Source organism: Actinoplanes sp. NPDC051411 (genome assembly GCF_040682075.1).
Lineage (GTDB): Bacteria > Actinomycetota > Actinomycetes > Mycobacteriales > Micromonosporaceae > Actinoplanes.
Genome location: NZ_JBFBAD010000011.1, coordinates 85950 through 104926 on the forward strand (window position 1 = coordinate 85950; position 18977 = coordinate 104926).

The 18977-nt window shown below is 68.2% G+C and carries 17 protein-coding genes and 1 pseudogene; 7 read left to right on the forward strand and 11 right to left on the reverse strand.

The genetic code is table 11. The features are described 5' to 3' along the window. Window positions 1–457: 457 nt before the first annotated feature. From AB0M88_RS08905 to AB0M88_RS08915, 3 genes are all read left to right on the forward strand, one after another. On the forward strand, window positions 458–1819 hold the full coding sequence (locus AB0M88_RS08905; protein ID WP_364097672.1) for a tyrosine-type recombinase/integrase: 1362 nt from the start codon (window positions 458–460) through the stop codon (window positions 1817–1819). A 243-nt stretch (window positions 1820–2062) separates the two neighbouring features. Then, window positions 2063–2950, forward strand: a complete 888-nt coding sequence (locus AB0M88_RS08910) for a hypothetical protein (protein ID WP_364097675.1) — start codon at window positions 2063–2065, stop codon at window positions 2948–2950. A 3-nt stretch (window positions 2951–2953) separates the two neighbouring features. Next, window positions 2954–3457, forward strand: coding sequence for a hypothetical protein (locus AB0M88_RS08915; RefSeq protein ID WP_364097678.1), 504 nt, complete (start codon window positions 2954–2956; stop codon window positions 3455–3457). A gap of 631 nt (window positions 3458–4088) precedes the next feature. On the opposite strand, the gene AB0M88_RS08920 is transcribed toward AB0M88_RS08915, so the two are convergent. Continuing rightward, a complete protein-coding gene (locus tag AB0M88_RS08920; protein ID WP_364097681.1) occupies window positions 4089–5513 on the reverse strand; it encodes an aminotransferase class I/II-fold pyridoxal phosphate-dependent enzyme in 1425 nt (474 codons plus the stop codon). 70 nt (window positions 5514–5583) lie between these two features. Here AB0M88_RS08920 and AB0M88_RS08925 point away from each other — a divergent pair, with 70 nt between their 5' ends. After that, a complete protein-coding gene (locus tag AB0M88_RS08925) occupies window positions 5584–6924 on the forward strand; it encodes a dipeptidase (RefSeq protein WP_364097684.1) in 1341 nt (446 codons plus the stop codon). A 330-nt stretch (window positions 6925–7254) separates the two neighbouring features. Here the strand turns inward: AB0M88_RS08925 and AB0M88_RS08930 are convergent, their stop codons facing one another. After that, the gene (locus AB0M88_RS08930; RefSeq protein WP_364097687.1) at window positions 7255–7716 is read right to left on the reverse strand and encodes a DUF6098 family protein; all 462 of its coding nucleotides are present in this window, start codon (window positions 7714–7716) and stop codon (window positions 7255–7257) included. A gap of 457 nt (window positions 7717–8173) precedes the next feature. Next, window positions 8174–8554: an STAS domain-containing protein gene (locus tag AB0M88_RS08935; protein WP_364097690.1), complete on the reverse strand. Its 381-nt coding sequence runs from the start codon at window positions 8552–8554 to the stop codon at window positions 8174–8176. 343 nt (window positions 8555–8897) lie between these two features. Here AB0M88_RS08935 and AB0M88_RS08940 point away from each other — a divergent pair, with 343 nt between their 5' ends. The 3 genes from AB0M88_RS08940 (at window position 8898) to AB0M88_RS08950 (ending at window position 14280) form a co-directional block, all read left to right on the forward strand. After that, window positions 8898–9674: a GAF and ANTAR domain-containing protein gene (locus AB0M88_RS08940; protein ID WP_364097693.1), complete on the forward strand. Its 777-nt coding sequence runs from the start codon at window positions 8898–8900 to the stop codon at window positions 9672–9674. A gap of 275 nt (window positions 9675–9949) precedes the next feature. Further along, window positions 9950–11188, forward strand: coding sequence for a fused response regulator/phosphatase (locus AB0M88_RS08945; RefSeq protein ID WP_364097696.1), 1239 nt, complete (start codon window positions 9950–9952; stop codon window positions 11186–11188). A gap of 296 nt (window positions 11189–11484) precedes the next feature. After that, window positions 11485–14280 (forward strand): molybdopterin-dependent oxidoreductase, encoded by a 2796-nt coding sequence (locus tag AB0M88_RS08950; protein ID WP_364097699.1) that lies wholly within the window; start codon window positions 11485–11487, stop codon window positions 14278–14280. Between the two features lie 180 nt (window positions 14281–14460). Here AB0M88_RS08950 and AB0M88_RS08955 read toward each other — a convergent pair whose 3' ends face one another. From AB0M88_RS08955 to AB0M88_RS08990, 8 genes and pseudogenes are all read right to left on the reverse strand, one after another. Further along, a complete protein-coding gene (locus AB0M88_RS08955; protein ID WP_364097702.1) occupies window positions 14461–14877 on the reverse strand; it encodes a CBS domain-containing protein in 417 nt (138 codons plus the stop codon). Window positions 14878–14965: 88 nt separating this feature from the next. After that, window positions 14966–15265 (reverse strand): hypothetical protein, encoded by a 300-nt coding sequence (locus AB0M88_RS08960; RefSeq protein ID WP_364097705.1) that lies wholly within the window; start codon window positions 15263–15265, stop codon window positions 14966–14968. Then, on the reverse strand, window positions 15255–15626 hold the full coding sequence (locus AB0M88_RS08965; RefSeq protein WP_364097708.1) for a PRC-barrel domain-containing protein: 372 nt from the start codon (window positions 15624–15626) through the stop codon (window positions 15255–15257). The genes AB0M88_RS08960 and AB0M88_RS08965 overlap by 11 nt, the downstream gene beginning before the upstream one ends. 2 nt (window positions 15627–15628) lie before the next feature. After that, window positions 15629–16861: a divalent metal cation transporter gene (locus AB0M88_RS08970; RefSeq protein ID WP_364097711.1), complete on the reverse strand. Its 1233-nt coding sequence runs from the start codon at window positions 16859–16861 to the stop codon at window positions 15629–15631. Window positions 16862–16868: 7 nt separating this feature from the next. Beyond that, window positions 16869–17294, reverse strand: coding sequence for a hypothetical protein (locus tag AB0M88_RS08975; RefSeq protein WP_364097714.1), 426 nt, complete (start codon window positions 17292–17294; stop codon window positions 16869–16871). 93 nt (window positions 17295–17387) lie between these two features. Beyond that, entirely contained in the window at window positions 17388–17828 is a 441-nt protein-coding gene (locus AB0M88_RS08980) for a DUF3147 family protein (RefSeq protein WP_364097717.1), read from the reverse strand. After that, window positions 17825–18169, reverse strand: a complete 345-nt coding sequence (locus tag AB0M88_RS08985; RefSeq protein ID WP_364097720.1) for a DUF3147 family protein — start codon at window positions 18167–18169, stop codon at window positions 17825–17827. Before AB0M88_RS08985 ends, AB0M88_RS08980 begins: the two co-directional genes overlap by 4 nt. Window positions 18170–18254: 85 nt before the next feature. Continuing rightward, window positions 18255–18919: pseudogene (locus tag AB0M88_RS08990) on the reverse strand (DUF6766 family protein). Window positions 18920–18977 lie beyond the last annotated feature (58 nt).

The following is an 18977-nucleotide window of genomic DNA, read 5'->3' on the forward strand; positions in this document are numbered from 1 at the left end:
ACCTACAACCCGCGGATTAAGAGTCTGCGATCTTGACTGTCGCGGACTCTCGCGGCGTGCCGCCAGGTGTCATTTTAGCAGGTGAGGCAGCCGACGGCGTGACACGTCATGCCGTCGGCTGCCGCCCTGTTCCGGTACTGAGTCGTCCCCCAACGTGCCCCCAAACCATCCACTATGGATGGTGCTACCGCGCAGAAGGCGGTGCTGGTCGGGAGCGACGCGGGAGTCTTGCCGCTCGCGGCCCTGCTTGCGCGACTGGGAGTCGGTTCGCCTCTCGACGGCGGCTGGTACTCGCCGGGCGGCGTGATGTTGGGTGCAAGGGCGGACGCGGCTGATCGGCGAGGCCATCAAACGTGAACCACGATCGTGTAGTTGTTCCGGGTGCGCGGAAGCGTTGGTTGAAGCCGGCCGTTCCGACTATCGCGCAAGATGCGCAGATAGGTATGGAACAACAGCCATGAACGATTACTCTCCCGTCTACCGTCGGTGCGGCTGCACCAACCCCGCCACCGGCCGCCGCTACGGCGACAACTGCCCGTGGCTGGCAACCGACCCCGGTCACGGCTCCTGGTACTTCTCGGTCCGGCTCGGCCGTCAACGCGTCCGCCGCGGTGGATTCCGCACCGCGCAAGACGCCGAGCAGGCCCGCCAGGATCTCGTCGGTCAGGCGCCGCAACCCGCCGACGATGCCGGGCTCACCGTCGCCGCCTGGCTGGACACCTGGGTCGCGTCGTTGCCGAAGCGGGTCCGCCCGTCCACGGCCACCGCGTACACCGCACACGTCGTCAACGTGCTGCGTCCCGCCCTGGGCCATCACCGGCTCGGCGCGTTGACCCGGGCACAGGTTCAGGCGATGTTCGACGAACTCGCGGAGCACACGAACCGGTACCACGTGAAGATCACCGCTTCGACGGTGCAGCAGGTCCGGGCCACCTTGCGCCGGGCGCTGAACGCGGCGGTCGCCCACGGCTACCTGACCGACAACCCGGCCCGGATGCTCGAGCTGCCCTCGCCTCGCCGGACCCGGCCGGTTGCCTGGTCGCAGCCGCGGGTGGCGGCCTGGCGGCGGGACGGCACCCGCCCGAAGATCGCGGTCTGGACACCGGAGCAATTGGCCACCTTCTTGACCGCGGTCGTCGACGACGACCTGTACGCCTTGTGGTGGCTAGCCGGCCTGCGCGGGCTGCGCCGCGGTGAACTCGTCGGACTGCGCTGGGTCGACGTCGACCTGGCCGACGCCACCCTGACGGTGACCCAAACCCTGGTCGAACTACCCGGCGCTGTCGCCGACTCCGAACCCAAGACGGCTGCCGGCAACCGGACCATCACCCTCGACCCCGCCACCGTCCAAGTCCTCACCGACCACCGGCGGCTGCAACAACGCAGGTACGAGGCTCACGGAACGATCGCCGAGGACACCGGTTTCGTGTTCGCGTGGCCGGATGGGCGGCCGATCCGGCCGGGCTGGCTTACGCACCGCTTCACCGCCCTGGTGGTCGAGTGCGGGCTGCCGCCGGTCCGGCTGCACGACTTGCGACACGGGACCGCGATGAACGCACTGCACGGCTCGGCCAGCCTGCACACCGTGCAACACCTGCTCGGGCATTCCAGCCACGCCTTCACCGCCGACGTCTACGGCACCGTCCCCGACGCACTCGCCCGAGCCGAGGCTAAGTGCACGGCCGAGACGATCCTCACCGCTATCCGGCAGGCCACATCGACGGACACGCCTGAGAAACGAGCCGACAGGCACCGACGGCAGCCTCATCACGTCCGAATCGTCCGTGAGCGTGTACGCCGACCAGCGAGCTCCCACTGACCCTGAGAGCAACTACTACACCGGTGAGACCGGTGATTTGCGATCTTTCCCAAGTGCCTCGCGTCACCGACCTCGTACGCCAGCAACAGGGGCAGCCGTCGGCGTTCGCAGGTCTATGCGGGTAGCGGCGGGCAGACGTCAGCAGCTCGAAGAGATCATCGACTGAGCGGAGTGCTGTGAAGTCTCGGGGCCCACGGGAGAGCTCGCCGCCTAGCTCGAATTTCCGGACATTGATGTTGTGCGATGTTTCGTGATGTGGGCGATGAACACGAGGGTCTCGACGCGGAGGGCGGTAGCGGCGGGTCGGTGCCCGGGCGTGACCCACGGCTGGCCAAGGTTGCGGATCGTGCGGTGGCAGCGGGTCTCGAGGCGTGGTGGACGCAGTTCACGAACCCGAAGACCGGCCAGGGCGAAGGGCCGTACGGGATGCGCGTCTTTCTGCCGTCCGGGCAGCGTTTCCGCGGTGTGAGCCTCCACGGTGGCGACGAAGCCGAGGTCTTGCTGAAGTTTCCGTTCGAGCGATGGACGGCTCTGCAGGGCTACGAGGCGATCCTCGATCCCGACCAACAGCGGATCGTTGCGGAGGTCACTCTTCTGGGGACCAGTTTGAGCAGGATTCCTGGCGTGGTCGTGGGGCCGCCGGAGACGGACGAGCCGGTCACCGACGGTGCTGCTGGACTGCGTCTGGCGTTCAAGTTCGGTCCTGCGCCGGGTCCGAGCAGCCTGACGATCGCGGGCGGCGATGGCGGATTGGCCGTTGAGCTGCGGCCCGGGCACCGGCCGAGATCAGCGCGTTGCACGGCATCTCGAGCGGCGCCGGAGCCAGTTGATCATCCGGGCAGTGTGTCAGCGCGCGGTCATGACCAGGCACGCGCGCTGCTCGAGGACCTGTCTACCGCGGTGTTCATCGAACTCGACCGCAGCTACGGCCTCGCCGGCACGCTCCACCGGACGACCGCCGATGACCTGACGAAGCAGGAATACGACAAGGAAGCCATCAGCAACAGTCTGCCGCGGCTACCGCCAGCGCGATACGGGCGCGACGCCGCATCGTTGTATCTCTACGCGCGCAGCGTACGGTCGCAGGCGCCGTTGCTGGAATACCTCGGCTACTACCAGGTCATCGAGTAGTACATGGCGGCGTTCAGCAAAGCCGCGACGATCGAGAGCGTCCGTACCATGCTCAAGGATTCCCGGTTCGACCATGACGATGAGCTCGCCATCGGCCGGCTCATCGATGCTGTGCTGCCCGGCGGACGCGGCAAGGCCCGCGAACGAGACCAAGTCCTCGCCGCGGTCGAAGCCTGCTTGGATGACGCCACCGTCGCCCAATTCCTCGAGGATCGCCCGGCCGCGGCGAAGGCCCTGCGCAACCGAGAATGGATCACCGGCGTGCGAGTCATCGTCACCGGCGACTCCCAGCCGAGCCTCACACGCCAGATCGCCGAGCGCATCTACGACCTGCGCTGCCGGATCGTGCACAGCAAAGAGAGCCATACCGACGCCGAACCGCTACACCCGTTCGGTCCCGAGGCCAAACGCCTGCGGCACGACATGAATCTGATCAGGTTCGTCGCCCAGCACGTACTCGCCAGCTCCAGCAAGCAAGCCAACTGGGAACAGACTTCCTCGTCGTAGCTCAGGTTCACGCTGCATGCAGAGACAGCCGGATACCTCGACGAGACCGAGGATGACCTGAGCGACCCACCTGCCCAGGCTGAGTTCTTGCAACATGCCCCCGCGGTCGTGCAGGACCTTGGCACTGTACATCGAGGCATCGCCGTCCGCGGCGACCGCGTTTACCTTGCGACCTGCGCGGGCCGGTCTCACGCGGCTGGGCGTTCTCGACTGCAATCCGCCCGGGCCGCCGCAGATTTGGCGTACCCGGCACTGCCGTGCCACGTGTACGAGCGCGTACCCGACCAGAGCGGTACCGAGCAGGAGGCTGTCGATCCCGTGCATCCCGGTACGGGCTCAGACCGCCTGAAGTGCCACCGATCGTTGCCGGAGCACCAGGTAGTCCAGTTTCTCATTCATGATCAGGAAACGCAGGTGCCCATACTCCGTCGAACAGCACGGAGCAGAGTCCCTCAATGGTCACCACCGGTCCGTGGATCAGGAACGCGGCAGGCCCGGGCCGCCGAGGACATCGGACCGGCTGAGCAAGGGGAGAGCGCGACCAGGCCACTGACCTTGCCAGCGCCCCGACCACTCGTGCCGAGCACAGTTCGCCGCGGCTGGTACGGAGGACGGCGGCTCCACCGCTCGATTATTCGTTTACGACGCGGAAGGTTTTCAGGCTGGGGTCGGAGGCATCAGGCAGGGTCATGCCAGCCGCGAGCCCGGCCCGCAGATAGTCCACGACCGCGGCATCGAACCGCTCGCCGGGCAGGATCGCCGGGACGCCCGGCGGATACGGGCTGATCATTTCCGCGCTGATCCGGCCGACCGGATCAGCGACCTGCTCGGTGTCGGCGAAGTACGCCTCCCGAGGGGTTATCGCCTGTTCCAGGTTCAGATCCTCCAGGGCGGGAATCCGCGGCGCGGGTCGATCCGGCTGCGGCGGCTCGGCGGCCAACGTCTCCAGGGCCTCGGCGAGCCGCTCGATCGCTTCGTCGTCGTCGGAGTACGTGAGTGAGCAGACGACCCGGCGCGCGTCCCCGAGCTGCGCGGTGAGCCGCCGCTGTTCCTGCAGCCATTCCTTGGCCTGGTAGCCGGTGATACCGAGGGCGGACACGTCGACGCTGAGCTTGAGCGGGTCCCATTCGGCGACACCGTCGTGTCCGATGATCGACTCGTCCAGCACGGTCAGGCCGGGCGTCTTCGACAGCCGCGCCCGGAGACCGTTGGCCCGCTGCAGCGCGTCGTCGAGCAACTGCCGCCCCTCGTCGACCATGCGGTGCCGGAAGCCGTCGATCGACCCGAACATCAGCGCCGACGGGCTCGTGGTGGTGATCAGGTCGAGTCGCAGCCGCAGGTCGACCGGGCCGACCAGGTCACCGCCGAGAAGTATCAGCGACGCCTGGCAGAGGCCACCGTCGGCCTTGTGCAGGCTCTGCACCACCAGGTCGGCGCCGGCCTGGATGGCAGCGGTGGGCATACCGGGATGAAACGGGAAGTGGGCGCCCCACGCCTCGTCGACCATCAGCGGGAGGCCGCGGCTGTGGCAGATCTCGGCGATCCCCCGTACGTCAGCGCCGGTGCCGTACTCCGTCGGCGTGATGATCAGTACAGCGCTCACATCCGGGTCGCGCTCGAGGGCCGCCTCGACGTCGCGGGCGGTCGCCGGGTGCGCGATCTGCCGCTCGTGGTCCCAGCGGGGGCGCAGCCAGACCGGCCGGGCGCCGGCCAGAACCAGGGAGGCGACCACGGACTTGTGCACGTTGCGGTCGATGAGGATCTTCTTGTCGGGCCCGGTGACGGTGAGCATCGCGGTGTGGATGGAGATGCTCGAGCCGCAAGTGGTGAAGACCGCCTCGCGAGCGCCGACAGCGTCGGCGAGTAGCCGTTCGGCGTCCGGAACGGCCTGCTTCGCGGTGATCACATCGGCGTGGAACGCACCCCTCGACAGCACGGCGGCGGTGCGCTCGTCGATACCCTGGCCGAGCCGGTGACCCGGCAGCGCGAAAGTGTGATTGCCCTGCTTGGGGTACTGCTCGATAGCGTCGAGAACCGGCGTCGTCTCCTGATCCATAATTACCCGGGTACCACGTTCGGGACCTGCTGAAACTTCCGGTGCGACGTCGCTGAGGAGGATGTGCCTCATGACTCTTGCCGATGAGGACCTCCGCGATGCGATCCGGCGGGAGCTGCCCCGGGTACGCGCGGACCTGGAACGCCTGATCCGGATCCCCGGTGTCGCGTTCGACGGATTCGACCATGCGCACGTCGAGCGGTCCGCCCACGCCGTCGCTGAACTGCTGCGCGATTGCGGCCTCGACGTACATGTCACGCGCGCCGACGGACAGCCGGCGGTCATCGGCCGCCGGTCCGCACCACCCGGAGCGCCGACTGTGCTTCTCTACGCTCACCACGATGTCCAACCGGCGGGCGACCCGATGCTGTGGGACGGCGATCCGTTCGAGCCGGTCGAACGGGACGGCCGGCTCTACGGCCGCGGCGCCGCCGACGACAAGGCCGGCGTGATGGCGCACGTCGCCGCGCTGCGGGCCTTCGGCGACCGGCTTCCGGTCGGCGTGGTGGTGTTCGTCGAGGGCGAGGAGGAGTACGGCTCCGGGTCACTGGACAGGCTCCTCGAACTGAACGTCGAGCTGCTGCATGCCGACGTCATCGTCGTCGCCGACTCCGACAACTGGGACATTGGCCGGCCGGCTCTGACCGTCTCGCTGCGCGGTGTCGTCAGCTGCTTCGTCGAGGTCGCAACGCTCCACAACGCCGTGCACAGCGGCATGTTCGGCGGCCCGGTCCCGGACGCCTTGACCGCACTCGCGCGCCTGCTCAGCACCCTGCACAACGAAAACGGTGAGGTCGCCGTCGACGGGCTGACGCGCAGCGAGCAAAGCACCACGGACTGGGCCGAGGACCGTTTCCGTCGGGAGGCCGGCGTCCTCGACGGCATCATCCTGCTCGGTGGCGGCCGTCTCACCGACCGCGTCTGGAACCAACCCGCGATCGCTGTCCTCGGCATCGACGCGCCTCGCACCGGCGAGGCGCCCAACGCCCTCGTGCCACGGGCGAGGGCCAAGCTGAGCGTGCGCCTCGCGCCCGGCGACAATCCGCAGACCGCGTACGCGGCGTTACGTGAGCACCTGGAGAAGCACGTTCCCTGGGGCGCCCACCTCAGCGTCATTGCGGAGAGCCTCGGTTCCCCCTGTCGCATCGACCCGACCGGCCCCGCCTACGACGCAGCCCGTTCCGCCATCATCGAGGCCTGGGACGGCACCGCTCCCGTCGAGATCGGGATCGGGGGGTCCATTCCCTGCGTCGCCACGTTCCAGCAGCGGTACCCGGCGGCCGCCATCCTCGTCACCGGCATCGAGGATCCCTACTGCGCCGCGCACGGCCCGAACGAGAGCCTGCACCTCGGGGAGTTCGCCCGCACCTGCCTCGCCGAGGCCCTTTTCCTGCGCAACCTGGCCGGTTGAGTCAGGCGGCGCAGCCGGTGGTGCAGGACGACACGGGCGAACAGGTGTCCCGACGTGGACGGTGGGCATACGGCCGCCACGACCACGACTCGCCCGGCCGCCACGGTCGCCGCCGACCGTTTGTGCCGCTTGCTCAGGGGAATCCGCGGTCCATGGAACGAGGCGGCAGCAAGCACAGCCCGCGTGTCGACGAACGCCGGACGATGTCCTCGACGATCTGAACCGGTTGCCCGGCGGCATCATCTACCACACGGTCACGGAGATCTGGTCGGCGCTCGGACGCGGGTCCGTCGAGCGCGCGCCGGAAGCACGCTAATTAGAGGCCGGTGATCATCGGGCGTTGCGCCGGTCCAGCGGACCCCACTCGGCCGAACCCTGGGCCTCGATCATCTGCTCGGCCTCCATCAGCGCGGTGTCGGCGATCCAGGCGACCGGCCGGCGCACCTTGACCAAGGGTTCGTTGTCCGGTCCGCGACCGCGCTGATCGCCCACCAGAATCCAGGGCCGGACCTGCGGCCCGCGCAGGCTACGCAGGTGGCGGTAGTCGTACAGGCGGCGGGCGACCCAGAGCCGCGGGGACCGGTCACCCCACCACCGTTCGACGGCGAGCGGATTGGCCGAGAGGCCGGGCAGTGGCACCCCGGTCAGCGAATCCCGGCTGACCTCGTCCCGGCGCAGGTCCACAGCGGGGCCGGCCGACCATCGTACGTAAAGTTGATCTCTTTCCGTCGACGTGGTGACCAGTTCGGTGAGGTCGTCGAGCCCTGCGACGGTGGGTAGGCTGTCGTGCACGGGTCCCCGCGTGCCCCCGATTCGCGAGATTTACACACGAGCGTTCACATGCCGAGAGGCCGGGCCGGCAGCGGCACGAGCCTGTAACGCAACATGAGATGAACCATTCACCCGCGGGCGTGACAATCACTTCCAGGGTGCATCACGCTGCCTGTCGAGCTGCTGTGCAGACGGGCGCGTCGCTCGTCGTTGTCCTGGAGCATCCGCTGAGCGCGAATCCGGGTCTGGCGGGCCGCTGCTGCGAGGGCTACCGCATCCTGCCGGGACCTTCTGGCCGCCGCCCGGTCTGCCTCCAGCCGGAGCGCTGAGACGGCCGTCCGCGGGTCCTGTGGCGCCCTGGTAGTGGTGTCCAGCGGGGCTGGATCCCTTTCGACGGGCGGGTCGACGGCGCGGCGCGGTGGCGTACCGGACGGCGGCCACGGCGGCGTCGTGCCGCCGGCAGAGACCACGTCGGGGATCATCGAACCACCGTTGACATGGTCCGGCGATCCTCGGGATGCGAGCGCTGTTTGTATGCCGCACCGTACGGCTGCGCGGGCGCGGGCGCGAGTGCCAAGAGCTGCTCGTCACCGGTGATGGCGAGGATCCGGCGTGTTGGCGGGGACGGGTCACGAAGCGTGAGCCGCCCGCCCGCGGCGGCGATCATGTCGCGGACGCGCAGGAGTGCGCCAACCCCGTGGGCGCAGAGGAACGTCACGCCGGCCATGTCGAGGATCACCGGCCCGGCATGGTCACGGACGACATGGTCGACCAGTTCGATGAGCAGGTGGTCGGTGTCCCTCTCCAGCTCACCGCGGATGGTGATCACGACATCCGCACCGCAGCCGGACAGCTCCATCGACAGCGCGGACGCCTGGCCAGGCTCGGACCGCAACTGGTCTTCTGAGTATCGGGTGGACACGGGACCTCCGCAGCTGAACCGCGGCGATGCCGACCGGTGGACGTCACGGTCGAGGATCGGCCGGCTCACGGCAAGATCGGTTGGGCTGTTACCCAGGCTCGTGTCTGAACCGAACGCCAGCGTACCTCGCGCGGGCAGAGATCGGCACGCTCGTCGCCGCGTGAGAGCGCCGGGAGGGGCATACTCAGATGTATCCGCGGTTCTTCCGCGCGTTGCCGTCCCGGTTGCGCCGACTTCGGTGATCAATTCCCGAGGCATCGCTTCAGGAAGCCGGCATACCGTGTCCGAGACATCCCAACCGTTCACGCCCAGCTCGACCGCCGGGCACCTGCTCGGCCTGCTCGTGCAGTCACCCGATCTGGACGCCCTGCTCACCAAGCTGGCGCACCTCGCCGGTGAGGTGGTGACACCGGCCGCGGTCTGCGGCATCACGATCCGCCGTGACGGCCGCCCGTTCTCCCCGGCGGTCAGCGATCCCCTGGCCGCGCAGCTCGACCAGGTCCAGTACGTCACGGACGAAGGACCGTGCCTGGACGCGCTGCGCGGCGGATCGGTCGTCGTGGTGGACGACCTCAGCCACGAGGATCGCTGGGATGAGTACCGGCCGGCCGCCATCGCCTACGGCGTCGTCGGCTCCCTGTCGCTGCCCTTGATCGTTGAGGGCGAGCGCCTCGGTGCCCTGAACCTGTACTCGACCACCGCCACCGCGTTCACCGGACCCCTCCGCGAGCAGGCCGAAGGGTTTGCCGTCCAGGCCACCGACGCGTTGACCCTCACCATGCGTCAGATCCGCCAAGCGCAGCTGCAAGACCAACTCGCCCAGGCCGTGGTCTCCAGCAGCGTCATCGATCAAGCGATCGGCATCCTGATGGCCGAGCAGCGTTGCACCGCGGCCACCGCCTTCGACCTGCTACGCCAAGCATCACAGAACCGCAACCGCAAACTGCGCGACATCGCCGGCGATCTCATCACCCGAGTCAGCGGTACACCGCCACAACCCCGGCCCGCCTTCAGGGCCGCCGCGGTCGAAGCCCCATCGCTGCCGAACCAGCAGTAGCCGTCACCGCGGGCCAGAGGCTGCCGCTGCCGGATCGCCGTCGGTAGTGGACCCAGGCCATGGCCGGTATCCAGCCGTTGACGGTGTCTGAGCGCGCCCGGAGGCTGCCGTCGGCAGGCATTGTCCTGGTGTTCGTCAACCCGGTGTTGCCGGCCTGTCCCTTGGGGGGTGAGGGTCGGTCCCCCTGCCGGCTGGATGATAATGGGCGGTCGTGCGCACAATGGGCGAGCGGGTCCACGCCGACCGCGGTGCGGGAGGACGGAAAGGAACAGCCCGTGAAGGGTGACGCTGAGCTGCGTGCGGTGCGGTCGACTCGCGGCATGGCGGCGCCGACTGAGCAGGTCTCCGCCCCGCAGCCGGGCGTCCCGGTGGTGTTGCTGATCGAAGACGATCCCGGCGACGCCCAGCTCACCCAGGAGTACCTGAGCGACAGCGGGATCACCGACCGTATCGAGCAGGCCAGCACCTTGACGCAGGGCATGGCTTTACCCGCGACACCGGATTGCGTGCTCCTGGACCTGTACCTACCGGACGGCCAGGGTTTGGAGGCGCTGCGTCGCGTAGTGGACCGATGGCCGAAAACCGCCGTGGTGGTGCTGACCGGCCGCAGCGATGCGGTTACGGGAGCCGCGGCTGTTGCCGCGGGCGCCCAGGACTATCTGGTCAAGGGCCAGGTCGACGGCGCCGTGCTCGGCCGGACGGTTCAACTCGCGATCCAGCGGCAGCGCGCGCAGGTCAATGGGTGGCAGTTGCAGGAGAGCCGGTTGCAGGCCAGCGAGAACGCCCGCCTGCAACGGGGGCTGCTACCCAAGCCGTTGACTACTGATCCCGCCCTGACGGTGGTCAGCCGATACGTGCCGGGTCGACAACGCTCGCTACTCGGCGGTGACTTCTTCGACGTAGTACAAGACGACGACGCGACGATCCACGCCGTCGTCGGTGACGTCTGCGGTAACGGCCCGGATGAGGCCGCGATCGGCGTCGGCCTACGCGTCGGGTGGCGCACCCTCACCTTGGCCGGCGTCAGCAAGGCCGAGCGGATGCGGTTGCTCGAACAAGTCTTGGTCGCGGAACGCCCTCATGAGGCGATGTTCGCCACCGCATGTACGGTACGGGTGGCCGCGGACCGGTCCCACGCCGTTATCGTCAACGCCGGCCACCCACCGCCGTTGGTGATCACCAGCGGTGGCGCCTACCCTGCATCCATCCGCCACGATCTCGCGTTGGGCATGTTTCCCGGGCGCGGCCGTTGGCTGGAGTCCGTCGTTACGCTGCCTCCGGGTGCCGGCCTGCTGCTGTACACCGACGGCGTCTACGAGGGCTTCACCCACGACGGCACCCGCCTGGGCGAGCAACGCTTCGCCGAACTCGCCTCCCGGCTGGCCGCGATCGCTGACCCGGGTGAGTACCTCACCGCGCTGTTGGCCGAGATCCAGCGCGGCGACGGCGGCCGCCACGGTGACGACACCGCCCTGCTCTACCTGACATGGCCATCGACGCGCACCATCGACTAACGCTCACGCCCGCCACGGTTTGAGTCCCGTCGGTTCCCGCCGACTGCTTCAGCAACTCAGTCGTCAGCATGCTCAGTGTCCGATCACGCCTGGAGAGGACGCACTGAAGCACCGGAATCATCAGAAGCTTCGACGGCGTTTGCTCGTACGTCTCGAAAGTTGCATATTGCAAAGAGCGCAGGGGGCATGGTTGCGCGGCGGGTCGGTGGCTGAGGCGCTAGGTTCCCTCCGGGAGGCGGCTACGCGGGAAGCGGCAGTACGGACGTGAATCAGGAAGGTCGGCGCGGTGGACGGAATTGCCGACATCTGGGGTCCCGGTATGCCGCATCCCCAAGGGCACGGTGTGGCCGGCCCGGGTCGACCAGCACCTGGCCGACGGAGTGACCGAGGACGGGGTTGACCGGGGGGTCGCCAGCGCGTGCCTGCTGTGCAGCAACGGCTGCGGCTGCGACATCGCCGTGAAGGACGGGCGCATGGTCGGCATCCGGGGGCGGGCCACCGATGTGGTGAACCATGGCCGGCTCGGCCCGAAGGGGTTGTACGGCAGCACCGCCGGGGCGAGTGCGACCGACCGGCTCACCCGGCCGATGATTCGTGACGGGGGCATCCTGACCGACTGCGGCTGGGAGACCGCGATGGGCCGCGTGGTGGAGGTATCCAAGCGGCTGCTGCGCGAGAAGGGGCCGCTGTCGCACGGCTTCTACACCAGTGGCCAGCTCTTCCTGGAGGAGTACTACACCCTCGCGGTGCTGGGCAAGGCCGGCATCGGGACGCCGCACATGGACGGCAACACTCGGCTGTGCACGGCGACCGCGGCGTCGGCGTTGAAGGAGTCGTTCGGCACCGACGGGCAGCCGGGCTCGTACACCGACATCGAGCATTGCGACGCGATCTTTCTGTACGGGCACAACATGGCCGAGACGCAGACGGTGCTGTGGACGCGGATCCTGGACCGGACCCGGGCGGACGATCCGCCGGTGCTGGTGTGTGTCGATCCGCGGCGGACCAAGGTGGCCGAGGAGGCGCAGCGGACGGGTGGCGTCCACCTCGCGCCGCGTGTGGGCACCAACCTGGCTTTGATGAACGGCCTGACCCGGGAGCTTTTCGAACACGGCTGGGTGGAGGAGACGTGGGTGGGCGAGCACACGCTCGGCGTCGACGAGCTACGCAAGACCGTCGACTCGTACTCGCCCGAGCGGGTCGCCGAGATCTGCGGCATCGAGCCGGACGATCTGCGACGCGCGGCGCGCATCTTCGGGGAGAGTGGCAACGTGCTCTCCACGGTGCTGCAGGGCTTCTACCAATCGCATCAGGCAACCGCGTCGGCGGTGGCGGTGGCGGTGGCGGTGAACAACCTGCACCTGCTGCGCGGGCTGATCGGCCGTCCCGGGTCGGGGATCTTGCAGATGAACGGGCAGCCGACCGCGCAGAACAATCGCGAGTGCGGCGCCGACGGCGACCTTCCCGGGTTCCGAAATTGGGACAACGAGCAGCACGTGGGTGAGCTGGCGCAGTTGTGGAACGTCGACCCGCTGGTGATCCCGCACTGGGCCGACCCGACCCATGCCATGGAGATCTTCAGCTATGCGCAGGAGGGCTCGATCGGCTTTTTGTGGATATCGGCCACCAACCCGGCGGTGTCCATGCCGGAGTCGGCGCGAATCCGCCAGATCCTGGCCGGCGAGCAGTGTTTCGTGGTGGTGCAGGACCTCTTCCTGACTGAGACGGCTCGTCTGGCGGATGTGGTGCTGCCGGCCGCCGGGTGGGGCGAGAAGACCGGCACGTTCACCAACGTCAACCGCACCGTGCACCTGTCGGAGAAGGCGGTGGACCCGCCCGGGCAGGCGCGCAGCGATCTGGACATCTTCCTGGCGTACGCCGAGGCGATGGATTTTCGTGATCGCGACGGCGCCCCGCTGGTCGCGTGGCGGACCGCCGAGCAGGCCTTCGACGCGTGGCGGGAGGCGACCCGTGGGCGGCCTGTGGACTACACCGGCCTGTCGTACGAGAAGCTGCGCGGTCCGACCGGCATCCCGTGGCCGGTCAACGAGACGCACCCGGAGGGCACCGACCGGCTCTACAGCGACGCGGTGTTCCCGACCGACACCGACGTCTGCGAGACGTACGGCCATGATCTGCTCACCGGCGCCGCGGTCACCGAGCAGGAACACCGGGCACTGCGCCCGGCCGGCCGGGCGTTTCTCAAGGGTGCCGAGTACGCGCCGGCGCACGAACCGACCAGCGAGGAATATCCACTGCTCTACACCACCGGGCGCACCGTCTATCAGTTCCACACCCGTACCAAGACGGCACGTTCGCGGTCGCTGCGGGAGGCGGCCCCGGACATGTGGGTGGAACTGTCCCCGGCAGGCGAACGAGCTGACCATGACCGTGTGGGATCCGGTATCGAAACAGCCGTACTTCAAGACTGCCGCTTGCCGCGTCCGCAAAGTGCGGGACGGCGGCGGACCGGCGAAGGCACCGACCACCGCCGCCTCCGCACCGGCCACGCCCGGCGTGGTGCCGCAGACGGCCGGGGGAGCGCCGACAACCAGCCGGGTGGTGCCGACACCGGCGTACTCGAACGATCCCGCCTGCGCCGACCCGTCCGGAGGCCACTGATGCACCTGATCGTCTACCTCGGCCTGGTGCACCGTGCCGAGCAGACCTTGGCCGACTCGCTGCGCACGGTCGCGCAGGGCCACGCCCAGCACCCCGACGTGTTCTTCACCTGCCGGACGCTCGCCTCGATGAGCGACGACCACGTCCGTCGTCTGACCCCGATCGTCGAACGGTACGGCGAGCAACGACACGGCGACGACGTCGAGGAACCCGACCGGTTGCACGCCGACGGCCTCACGGACGTACGCACCGGACCGGTCGGGCTGCTGCGCGACCTGCAGGACCTGCACGTGCTCGGCACGCTCGTCCAGACCACGTGGACGGTGATTCGCCAGGCCGCTCAAAGCCTCCGCGACGGTGACCTCATCGCTGTCTGTGAGCACGCGTCGGCGGAAACGTCCCGCCAGCTTTCCTGGCTGAACACCCGGATGAAGGCCGCCGCACCGCAGGCGCTCATCGCCGCTCGCTGACCGCGGTGCGAAATGACTTTTGCCGCGAGCACCTGTTGCGCTGATGCGACCCGCCGCACTCCCGGACCGGCTGGTCCGGGAGTGCGGTGCCAGTGGCGGTCACGCGGGGCCTTGGCCAGCAGTCGATGAGGTGTTGCGAACGAGGACTGATTTGGCGGATCGGGCGGTCGGCTGGGTGTCTCAGGACTTGGAGATGGCGTCCACGAGGTCGCCGACGGGGCGGTCGGACAGGGCGCGGGCCACGTCGGCGAGCGCGACCATGCCGACCAGGTTGTGACCGTCGATGACCGGCAACCGCCGCACCTGGTGCGAGCCCATGGTGCGCAGGATTTCCCCGGCGTCGTCGTCCGCGCCGATCGTGACGGGTTTGCCCTGGGCGAGCTCGCCGGCGGTGACTTCGGCCGGGTTCCGGCCCTGCGCGATGGCCTTGACGACGATGTCGCGGTCGGTGAGCATGCCCTTGAGCCGATTGTCCTGGCCGCAGATGGGCAGGGAACCGACGTCGAGCTGGGCCATCTTCTGGGCGGCGTCAGCCAGGGATTCGTTCTCTCCGATGCATGTCACGTCCGGGGTCATGATCTCTCTTGCACTGGGCATGAGCTTTCTCCTCGTCGGTGGATGCGATATGTCGGTCGCATACCCGGGCATCCGACGTTGATGCGTCCGCAGCGAACAGGATCACTTATCACTGTTCGTCCGCTGCGAGGCGCAGCTTGTGCCAGGGGACTTCTTGGGCGTTGCGGCGCAGGATGAGCCGCGCGAGGTGTTCGAGGATCCAGGGCCGGGTCATCTCACGGCGTTCGTAGCCGAGCAGCCTGCCCCAGTGGTGGTGGACGACGATGGCGGCGGTGACCCGTTGGTGAGTGCCGTCCGGGGCGGGTTCGGTGATCAGGTCGGCGATGCGGCCGATCGGCTTGCCGGTGTCGTCGTGCACGCGCCGGCCGAGGATGTCGCTGGCGCGACCGGTGCGCGGGTCAGGACTCATGGGTGGCTCCCGGGATCCGTTGGATCAGGTGATCCCTGAGCCAGGTCTCCAGCGGCGGGTCTTGCAGCAGCGCGCGGCTGACGGACAGGTTGACGGCGCTGCCGATGTTGGCGACCAGGTCGATGCTGATGCGCATGGGTGGGCGGTCCGGGGAGTCGGACAGGCGCCTTGCGGTGCCGGCGATCCACCGGCCGAGCCGGCCGCCGATGCGGTCGCCGAGGACTGCCTGGCCGAGGAGCAGGGCGGTGACGTGTGGGGTGCCGGTGTCGTCGTAGGTGAGTTCGACGTCGTCGACCTTGCCGACGGGTGCGCCGTCGGAGTCGATGATCTGCCGGTCGAGCAGGTCGAAGCCGATGAGCATGACTAGCCACCTCCCATCCGGGTGATGATCATGAGGGGTATCGCGGCGACGGCCGCGGCGAGCACGACGACCAGGAAGGTGACGCCGAGGGTGTTGGCGAGCCGGCCGTTGACCCGGTTGCCGAGGTAGCCGCGGTCGTTGGCCACGACGAGGATCGGCAGATAGGTCAACGGCAGGGCCACCGCGCTGAACACCAGGGTGTACTCGGTGAGCTGGATCGGGTCGATGCTGGTCATCAGCACCGCCACACCGGTGAGGATGGCGACCATGACCACGGTGTGGAAGCGGGCCGCGTTGCGCGGCCGGCGTAGTTTTCCCCAGGTCCAGCCGAAGTACTGGGCGACGGTGTAGCCGGCGGACAGGCCGGTCTCCATGGCGGCGCCGAAGGTGGCGGCGAAGAAGCCGAGGATCGCCGCGGCGAGGCCGAGCTTGCCGAGGGCGATCGCTGCGGGCATGGCGACCTGCGACAGGGTGTCCACCGACATCGACAGCGGGTGGAAGACGGTGGCGGAGGTGAGCATCAGGGCGAAGGCGAGCAGGCCGCCCAGCGGGAAGCCGACGAACACGTTGACCCGGGAGGTGATCAGGTCGCGAGTCGTCCAGCGCTCCTCGACCGCACCGGAAGAGAAGAAGAACACCTCGTACGGAGTCAGCGCTGAGGCGAACAGCGCAACGGCGAAGAACCAGTAGGTGCCCCAGTCCTCACCTTGCGGTGGCCCGGGATGGGCGGCCTGCTGCCACAGGCTGCCGTAGTCGGCGGGCAGCCGGAAGAACGCGATCACGAACACGATCAGGACGAGCCCGGTCACCCCGAACACGTTCTCGAGCACGCTGAATTTGACCCGCCACAGCGCCACCCACAGGACGAAGGCGACCACCGGCACCCACAGCAGGTAGTCGACGCTGGTCGCCAGTTGCAGCGCTAGACCGACGCCGCCGAGTTCAGCGCCCAGGGTCAGTACGGTGACCAGCAGCGATCCGGCGAGGTTGGCCAGGGCGACGCGCGGGCCGAGGCGTTCGCGGACCAGGTCGAACACCGGCCGGCCGCTGACCGCGGTGACCCGGCCGGCCATCTCGGCGTATACGCAGATGCCGATCACACCGACCAGCAGAACCCAGGCGTGGGCGATACCGAAGCGAGCGCCCGCTTCGGCATTGGCGACGATGTCGCCGATATCGACGAAGCCGCCGATGGCGGTCAGGATACCCAGGGCGATGGCGAGAAATCTTTTCACGGCCGGCTCACTGGTGTGCCGTGATGAAGTCGTCGAGGTGCTGCGCCAGCGTGTCCAGTTCGGTCGCGCCGCTACGCAGGGTGCTGTTGTCGGTCGCTTGGGAGGTATCGCCGAGGGCGGTCACGGCCGTGGACAGCAGCGGTGCCAGGCCGTCACGTAGTGCCGCCGACCGGGCATCCGGCGGCCCCTGGTTCGCGAACCTCTTCTGCGCTCCCGCCAGAGCCTTGCCGGCGTCGTCGAATGCGGTCCGGGCGAACAACGTGGTCACTCGACCTGCCAGTTGTTGTTCCGCGGTCAGCCGGCCGGTCTGCGCCGCGTCGTGCGCGGACTCGGCCACCTGCAGCATGGTGCGGTGATACACCTGGTAATCCGCCGGCCGGGACAGGGCATAGACGAACCCGGCCCAGAACAGCACCACCGCGGTCACCGCCACGGCGAGCCTCGTCTTCCTCGACATAGATCCACGTATACCCATCCGCCAGAGTTTTAGATCACGTGATGACCCGCGATCACTTCATGACCGGGCCTATCGATCCGACGTGTCGTCTCGTGGTGATTCGTCGCCGCCGGCCGCAGCCATGCGAGCGACTCCGTATCCGAGGAGGGCCACCACTATCCAGGCCATGGAGGCCGTCACGAGGGTGGCCCACAGCGGCCACCGGGTTGCTGCGACGGCGACCACCACGGCGAAGGCGAGCAGACCGATCGTGCCGAAAACACCGCCCCGTGCGTCCTCTCGAGCCTGATGTTCGCCCTCCTGCTTGGCGACAAGTGTCAGGCTGGCGAGCAGGATGGCCGGGAAGGCCAGGAAGACACCGCCGGCGCGGGGACCGCCGATCACAGAGACCAGGCCGGCAACGGCAGAAACGACCGCGCCGAACCCGAAGCGGATGAACCAATCGCGCATGGGCGGCTTACTCAGCTTGCCGCCGCTGGCACGGATGGCGTCCGGCGACTGATCGGTCATGACGTCACCGCGTATCCGGCGGCCGCGACGACGGCCCACCCGGCCAGCGCCGCGGCGGCGCCACGCCAGGCGCCCCAGTGGCGCACCAGCGGAACGGCGAGCAGGCAATACGCGGTGAACGCCACCGCGCCGACCGCCATGCCCCGGCCGGATAGAGCGATATCCTGCGGTGTCTTGAACAGGGCGGTGACCAGGAGGCTCCCGAGTGCCACTGACGGCGCGGCGGACAGAATACCGGCAAACCGCTTCGGCATGAGAATCTGAGCGAGCGCGGCGAAAGCCAGTACCAGCAGGCCGCCGGCGAGGGCTTTCAATGCCACCTCAGCTACGTCTTTACCCACCGGTGAAGCCTCCCTTTCGAAAGAAGGCAATGCTCCGTACGCGTTCCGGAGACACCGTCCATGGCGGTGCTTCCGGAACGGTTGTCTATCCCTCCACGCCGGTGGCTGTGTGTGCGCTGCCGACCGGTTTGGACTGCGGTGACCCGCGCTGCCGCAGATAGATCGCCATCGAGGCCACGGCCAGCAACTCCGACTGCCAGTTCTGCGGGGTGCGGTTCCAGAAATCCGGCTCGGTAAGGTATTGCGGCCAGGAGACGGGGTCTTCCAGGTTGCCCAGCTGCTCCTCGTTGTAGGCGACCACGCCGGCGATGGACTAGCCCAGCCAGGACAACAGGAAAAGCAGGCCCATCATCAGACCCAGCGAGTTGGAGAAGAGCCACAGCTTGAACCCGCGCGCTCGGGCCCATTTCGGTGAGCTGTCGTCGGCGTACGTGCCGATCTTCTGGTCCTGCTCTGACTCGCGGCCCGCCTTGCCGAGTTCCTTGGACTCCGGTGAGCCTTTCTGCAGCAGCCACACCGTCAGGAAGGTGTAGAGGAAGAACTGCAGGTATTCCGACTGCCAATTCTCGAGCACGTCGACGCCGAAGCTGGCCGAGGTGATGTACCGCAACAACGACACGGGTGCAGGCCCTCGGAGAGTTGCTGCTGGTTGAAGTCGGCGTGCCCGGCGAAGGCCTGGGCGACCAGCACGATCAGGAAGAGCAGTCCGAACGCCAGGCCGAGGGCATTCTCCCGTAGGAACCGTTTCACCGGTGCAACACCCCCAGCGTCGAGAAATAGATCAGGCCGGCGGCCACGACGAGCAGAA

Excerpts from the sequence above, each read along its gene's own strand:
- AB0M88_RS08965 (WP_364097708.1), bottom strand. The coding sequence starts at position 15,626 with ATGCTCATCGGCTTCGACCTGCTCGACCGGCAGATCATCGACTCCGAC.
- AB0M88_RS08960 (WP_364097705.1), bottom strand. The coding sequence starts at position 15,265 with ATGAGTCCTGACCCGCGCACCGGTCGCGCCAGCGACATCCTCGGCCGG.
- AB0M88_RS08955 (WP_364097702.1), bottom strand. The coding sequence starts at position 14,877 with ATGCCCAGTGCAAGAGAGATCATGACCCCGGACGTGACATGCATCGGA.
- AB0M88_RS08935 (WP_364097690.1), bottom strand. The coding sequence starts at position 8,554 with ATGGAGCTGTCCGGCTGCGGTGCGGATGTCGTGATCACCATCCGCGGT.
- AB0M88_RS08905 (WP_364097672.1), top strand. The coding sequence starts at position 458 with ATGAACGATTACTCTCCCGTCTACCGTCGGTGCGGCTGCACCAACCCC.
- AB0M88_RS08910 (WP_364097675.1), top strand. The coding sequence starts at position 2,063 with ATGTTTCGTGATGTGGGCGATGAACACGAGGGTCTCGACGCGGAGGGC.
- AB0M88_RS08920 (WP_364097681.1), bottom strand. The coding sequence starts at position 5,513 with ATGGATCAGGAGACGACGCCGGTTCTCGACGCTATCGAGCAGTACCCC.
- AB0M88_RS08915 (WP_364097678.1), top strand. The coding sequence starts at position 2,954 with ATGGCGGCGTTCAGCAAAGCCGCGACGATCGAGAGCGTCCGTACCATG.
- AB0M88_RS08925 (WP_364097684.1), top strand. The coding sequence starts at position 5,584 with ATGACTCTTGCCGATGAGGACCTCCGCGATGCGATCCGGCGGGAGCTG.
- AB0M88_RS08980 (WP_364097717.1), bottom strand. The coding sequence starts at position 17,828 with ATGACCGATCAGTCGCCGGACGCCATCCGTGCCAGCGGCGGCAAGCTG.